General features: G+C 45.4%; 5 protein-coding genes. 1 reads left to right on the forward strand and 4 read right to left on the reverse strand.

The genetic code is table 11. The features are described 5' to 3' along the window. Positions 1-272: 272 nt before the first annotated feature. Both F6K51_RS13055 and F6K51_RS13060 read right to left on the reverse strand, forming a co-directional pair. Positions 273-1,292: an ATP-binding cassette domain-containing protein gene (locus F6K51_RS13055; protein WP_293020869.1), complete on the reverse strand. Its 1,020-nt coding sequence runs from the start codon at positions 1,290-1,292 to the stop codon at positions 273-275. Positions 1,293-1,531: 239 nt separating this feature from the next. After that, positions 1,532-2,350, reverse strand: a complete 819-nt coding sequence (locus tag F6K51_RS13060; RefSeq protein WP_075898032.1) for a class I SAM-dependent methyltransferase — start codon at positions 2,348-2,350, stop codon at positions 1,532-1,534. Between the two features lie 316 nt (positions 2,351-2,666). Between F6K51_RS13060 and ectB (F6K51_RS13065) the strand changes: the two genes are divergently transcribed. After that, positions 2,667-3,920 carry a diaminobutyrate--2-oxoglutarate transaminase gene (gene ectB, locus F6K51_RS13065; protein WP_293020871.1) on the forward strand — a complete coding sequence of 418 codons (1,254 nt, stop codon included), beginning with the start codon at positions 2,667-2,669 and terminating at the stop codon, positions 3,918-3,920. Here the strand turns inward: ectB (F6K51_RS13065) and F6K51_RS13070 are convergent. Continuing rightward, complete coding sequence (locus F6K51_RS13070) at positions 3,912-4,871, reverse strand: glutamate cyclase domain-containing protein (RefSeq protein WP_293020872.1); 960 nt, start codon at positions 4,869-4,871, stop codon at positions 3,912-3,914. The two genes, ectB (F6K51_RS13065) and F6K51_RS13070, sit on opposite strands and share 9 nt — an antisense overlap. A gap of 6 nt (positions 4,872-4,877) precedes the next feature. After that, positions 4,878-6,170 (reverse strand): diaminobutyrate--2-oxoglutarate transaminase, encoded by a 1,293-nt coding sequence (ectB, locus tag F6K51_RS13075; protein WP_293020873.1) that lies wholly within the window; start codon positions 6,168-6,170, stop codon positions 4,878-4,880. Positions 6,171-6,488 lie beyond the last annotated feature (318 nt).

The raw sequence follows: 6,488 nt of genomic DNA on the forward strand, positions 1-6,488 counted from the left end.
CCGGATTTGGTATTATATCCTGTTACTACTATATGTCTATATCTATTTGCAGTAATAATGTCAAGGGTTTGTTAAGGATTTCGGCAGTGAGCGAAATCCTTAACTTGGGAAGTCCATGTATCTGCACGCTTACTTGATCAGGTTGAGGCTTCGGACTTACTTTTCCCAAAACTCCTGAATAGTTAACCTAGACATCAGTTATTGATCAAAGAAGATATAAGAAACTTTGGGTAGAGAATCTACCCATCTTTCCCCTCTACCCTATCTCTCCTTTAGGCCATATTTTGTTTCCGCTCTGCCTTGAGATCCCGTTTCCCAGCCTGAGCCAGTTCAGCATCCATCAGGGTTTTACCTGTGGCAGCTAGGTAGACATCATCTAGGCTAGGTCGCGACTGAGCAATCCCAAAGGTTGGTAAACTAAGGTCTTTTAACGCTTGCTGAATGATCATTAAGGCATTGCTTTGGGGTTTAACCACAAGGTTAAGGGAATTCCCCTGATTGCTGTTAATAATCACCTCTCGCACAAAGGGCAGAGACTGCAGCATATGTTTGGCTTGCTTGGCTTCTTCAATGGGGGAGAATTCCCGGATGCGCAGGGTAATGCGATCGCCTCCAACACTATCCTTTAACTGAGATGGTGTCCCCTCAGCTATGATCAACCCTTTGTCAATAATTGCCACTTGGTCAGCTAATGCATCTATTTCTTCGAGGTAGTGGCTGGTGATTAGTAATGTTGTTCCTGAGTCCCGCAGCTTTTGTAACAGTTCCCATACCACGAATCTGCTCTCAATGTCAAGACCTACTGTGGGTTCGTCTAGTACTAAAACATCAGGTTGGTGGAGTAAGCCAGCAGCTAAGTCCAGCCGCCGACGCAGACCACCGGAGTAAATGCCAGTTTTTTTATGGGCATACTCCTTGAGCTGCAAAATGTCAAGGAGTTTATTGATGCGTTTTTTGGCAACTGGTTTGGGAATATGATAGAGGTCGGCTTGCAATTGAAGTAGTTCTTGACCAGTGAGTACCTTATCTAGGGCAACTTCTTGTGCCACATAGCCTATGCGGCGGCGTGCTGCCCTAGGATTGTTCAGTACTGAAATGCCAGATACCTCAATTTTTCCAGCGTCGGGTGCCGTGAGCGTGCATAGGCAACGAATGGTGGTGGTTTTCCCGGCACCATTAGGACCGAGTAAGCCAAAAATTTGACCCGGTTCAACTTGTAAGGAGATGTCTTTGACGGCGTGGACATCTCCATAGCGTTTTTGGAGGTTCTGGATTAATACAGCAGCAGCCATAAGCTTTCCCTATGCCGGTCACGACTACACAAATCTCAACACTTGCTATTGTAGCCGGTTGCGCTGGTTAGGGGTAGAATCTATTGTTTTTGGGCAAAACTTCTGAGGAGTGATGGGATATATAGCCCATCTCCTGGATGCGATTGACCTTGGCCTAAAGGCCAAGGTCAATCGCATACCCTCAAGCTACACTGAATCTACACTCAAGCTATGGCGTAGCTGTCTTAAGTTGTCACGGATTAGTCATCACTAACCTTTTCACAGAGGCAAAAGCACCAGCCTAACTCACTAGCGGCAATTGCCTCCTGGGTTTTCTTAAAGGCAGCGCTCAAATCTGGATAGCCCTCCCGAGCTAGCTCGGACACCAATTCGTAACTCTTTTTCAGGTGTTGGCTCAAGTCCTTTATCTGCAAAACGTTAAATCCGATCTGAGTGAGTTTTTCTGCATAGACTTCGGGGCTAAATGTCGGCTCAAACAGCAGTCGGTTGTAAACGTACTTGCGGGCTGCCTCACTAACTTCCTCAATTGGTGTTACCAAGTCATCAAACAGGAAGATGCCTCCTACCCCTAGGACACGGTGAACCTCCGCCAGAGCTTTATCAAGCTCGTGGATGTGGTAAAGAGCGCCTTGACTCCAGGCATGGGTAAAGGAGCCATCTGGGAAAGGTAGGTTAGTGGCTGATTCCTTTTGGAAGCTCACCCGCAAAGAGGGGAAATTACTAGCCTTAGCTCGAGCATTCTCGATATAACTGCTACTGATATCGATTCCTACTACCTCACATCCCGTTTGCTGAGCCAGCCAAACGGCAGCGTTGCCATTTCCACAAGCAACTTCTAGTACCCGGGAGTCTGCAGTAATACCGCTCTGTTCCAGCATATATTCATCCCAGCGCTTGCAGGCTGGCACAAAGTCCTCAGGCCGAGCCTCGGCTAAGTTTTCGAAGTAACCCCAGTGAAGACTGCCTTCTGGATCCCAGAAACTGCGAAAACGTTTGTCTCGTTCGCGATCATCAAACAATGCCTCGGTCTGAGCTTCAGTAAATTGAATTTTTTGCATAGTTAATTCCAGTTAATTCCAGGCTGTTGTTGGTTTATGAGACTGATCAAAATTTAGACTATAGCTATCCTATTTGAATTGTTAAACTTGCTCTTTAATCAGGATATACCAGTTCTGGCTTAAGCAAGTTATTAATAAAAATTTTAGTTTTTATTAATAACTTGACTATTGCTATAGTCACCCTAAATAGTATATAGTTTTCTAGGTTACGGTGTTCGTAAAGTAAAGTTAAGCAAATGGAATCGCTTCGCGTTTTGTACACCACACAGAATTGTCTCACCTACTTGAAAATCCTAACAATAGGCAGGTTTAGCATATGAACATTTTTACCAAGCTTGAGTCAGAAGTCCGAAGCTACTGTCGATTGTTTCCAACAGTCTTTACCAAGGCAGTGGGAGATACCTTGATAGATGAGAGTGGGCGTACTTATATAGATTTCTTGGCAGGTGCTGGTGCCCTCAACTACGGACATAATAACCCCAAGCTCAAAAAGCGTCTCCTGGAATACATTGAGTCAGATGCTATCACCCACAGCCTCGATATGTTCACCTCTGCTAAGCAGCAGTTTCTAGAACGTTTCGAGGAAGTAATCTTAATACCGCGAGGACTAAACTATAAAGTTATGTTTACCGGTCCTACGGGAACCAATTCTGCCGAGGCTGCTTTGAAGCTAGCCCGTAAAGTGACTGGTCGAAAAACAGTCATTTGTTTTACCAAAGGCTACCACGGTCATACTTTAGGTGCCCTAGCTGTTACACCTAATCCTACCTATCAAAAGGCTGCGGGCATTCCCCTCGGTAATGTCTTAACGGTTCCGTTCGAGGATAAAAATGGCACCAAAGACGACAGTCTTGATTACTTAGAAAAATTGGTTGATGACCTGAGCCTAAATCAGGAAAAACCCGCAGCAGTTATCCTAGAAACCGTTCAATCTGAGGGCGGGATTAATGTTGCTAGTGTTCCTTGGCTTCAACGCCTTGCCCAGATCACTCAAGAGCGAGAGATTTTGCTAATTGTTGATGACATCAAAGTCGGGTGTGGCAGAACTGGCCCTTTCTTTAGCTTTGAGCGGGCAGGGTTAAAACCCGATCTAGTTTGTCTGGCTAAATCTTTAAGCGCCTATGGAAACCCGATGGCTGTGGTGCTGATTCGACCTGATTTAGACTGTTTGAAACCAGGGGAACACACTGGTACTTTCCGAGGCAATAATCTAGCCTTTGTGACTGCCACAGCTGCTCTCGACGAGTACTGGGAGACAGATACTTTTGCCCAGGAAATCGCGGACAAAGGTGAGGTAATGAAGAAGCGACTCAAAGACATGATCGCTCGTTATCCAGAAGTCGGCGGCGAACATCGAGGACTTGGTTTGATTCAAGGAATCGCCTGCCAACAAAAGGGGCTGGCTAAAAAAGTTAGTAATGAAGCTTTCAAGCGGGGTTTAATCTTTGAACCCATGGGAGTGAACAAAGAAGTGATTAATCTTCAGTCTACATTAACGATTGATCCCGAAACTTTGACCCAAGGGCTAGATATTTTGGAGGAAAGCATTGGAGCTGCGCTCTCAAACTGAGTTTGTCAAACCGGCGACTTCTAAAATTTCTGCCAACACTTTGCCATGATATTCCCAGGGTAAAGTCTCAATTGTGAGAGCTTGCAATCCGGTATCTCCATCTATCGCTGCTCCCTCATTAACCAGAGTTGTCAAAATCTGTTTATCGGTCTCTAAGGTTAATCCCTCAGTTAACTTAGATTTTAAGTCCGGTCGGAGTAAAGCAAGAGCAGTGAGTAACCCCATTGCTCCCCAATTTGATACACCGCAAACGATCGGGTGATGGCAAGGAATATAACAGGCGATTCGTTCTCCATGCTTGATGTTTTTGGCAATTAGCTCTTGAGAGAGTGTTCCCATACCAAGTTCATTGCCCAAATCACCAATGCCGATGGAGATGATTTCACTGAGGGTAAATAGGAAATGTAAAGGAGCAGTATGAACAGTGATATCATCCCCATTTATATTTCGGACAGTACCATCGTAACTCGGGCCTGCTCTTTCAATGGAGATAACATGGGAAACTGGTGGTTCGGCAATTTTCCATAAATTCACAATAGAAGAAACGGAGGGATCTTCTGCACTCCCTGCATCGACAGGAACTACATCAAAAGGAATTTGAGCAGGTATTCCTGCTGCCCGAGCAGCAACCTTGACAGCATTAAGGCATAAAGGATCGGTAACCAGACGGACAGGGATTCCAACTCTAAGTAATCCCGCTGCTAGGTGAGCGCAACCGATGGGGCCATCATTTTCCGCTGCCGGAGGAGTGCCGTGGGGAATAAAAAAGCCTGTAATAATAGCCACATGGGGGGATGGATGTTCGGCAATCGAACGAGCTGCACCAAGCAGCCCCCCCTTGGCAGCCTCCACAAGGGGCTCTATACCATTACCTATATCCCGTCCACAGATGTTTTCAATTTTTTCTATCCGGGTTTTGACTTCTGGAGAATTTCCAAATGCAGCAGTCATAAGCAATTAAACCGATGCTCCTAAATCAACTAATTTTTTAGAAACTGTCTCCTGGATGACTTGGTTGACACTATTTTCGAGGATGTCTAGCCCTTTCTCTAATACTTCTTCGGAAATTGTTAAAGGCGGCAGACATCGAATCACCTGCCCCTGTGCGCCAGCTGTTTCCATGATTAGCCCATTAGCAAAGGCTGTTCGGATGATTTTATTAGCGAGGTTGCCATCTTTGCAGTCTAAGCCCTGAATCATGCCCCTGCCTCTAACGGAAAAACCGGCCTCCCAGTTATTTTTTGCGATCTGCTCCAATCGGAGCTGCATTATAGTTCCTTTTTGTCTAACAGAGGCTGAAAGACTCTCATCTTGCCAATAGATTTCCAAGGCTGCTTTGGCGGTAACAAAGGCTAGGTTAGGTCCTCTGAAGGTGCCACTGTGTTGACCTGGTTTCCACTGGTCTAATTCTGGTTTGATCAGTACCAATGAGAAAGGAAGACCGAAACCACTCAAGGATTTGGAGATAGTAACAATGTCAGGGTAAATACCTACTTCTTCAAAGCTGAAAAAGGAACCAGTCCGTCCGCATCCCACTTGGATGTCGTCTACAACTAAAAGCACATCATGTTTACGACAGACTGTTTCAAGCGATCGCAACCACTCAAAGCTGGCTACATTGACCCCACCTGCTCCCTGAATTGTTTCTACAATCACTGCTGCTGGAAGCGCTACTCCACTACCTCTGTCGGAAAGGACTTTGTCTAGGTACTCTGTAGTATCAATATCCGAACCCAAGTACCCATCATAAGGTATAAAAGTTACGCCTGCGGTGGTGATTCCTGCAGCGTCTCGCTGGGAAATGTTGGCAGTTGTTGCTAAGGAACCTAGGGTTACCCCATGGTAGCCATTGGAAAAGGCAATGACCGTTTCCCGTCCCGTTATGTTGCGGGTCAGTTTTAGAGCTGCCTCCACAGCATTGGTTCCTGTTGGTCCAGGAAACTGAACTTTGTAATTTAATTGCCTGGGTTTGAGGATTATGGCTTCAAAAGCTTCGAGAAACTCCTCTTTCGCTACGGTTGCTAAATCGAGACTATGGACAATACCGTCTGAATCGAGATAACCCAGCAGTCGTTCTTTGAGTTGTGGGTTGTTATGTCCGTAATTGAGCGTACCCACTCCACTGAGAAAGTCAATGTACTTAATACCTTCTTTATCTTCTAGAACAGCTCCTTGTGCTTTCTTAAACACCGTGGGAAATAAACGGCAGTAGCTTCGCACATTGGATTCCAATTGATTGAAGATTCTCATGAGATTATCCTCATTAGTGTTATACGTGATGTTTTCCGCAAGCTACCTGAAAGTTTGGCTACTTATAGTACTACCCATTAAGGTGTTTGACATTGATAAAAGCTGAAAAGCTAATGCACGTCAACTTTTGCCTATTGCCCGCCCCCCTTCTTAAGGCAGGGCTGTTTCATTCTCGCAAAAAATAGATGGGGAGATGGGGAGATGGGGAGATGGGGAGATGGGGAGAATTTTGGACTAATACTCGGGATTTTGGGCAAATTTATCGTTCCCTTACACCAAGGCCGTTAACAAATTGTTAGTGATTTGAGTTGATTGAAG

Source organism: Moorena sp. SIO3I8, from assembly GCF_010692325.1.
In the GTDB taxonomy this organism is placed as follows: Bacteria; Cyanobacteriota; Cyanobacteriia; order Cyanobacteriales; family Coleofasciculaceae; genus Moorena.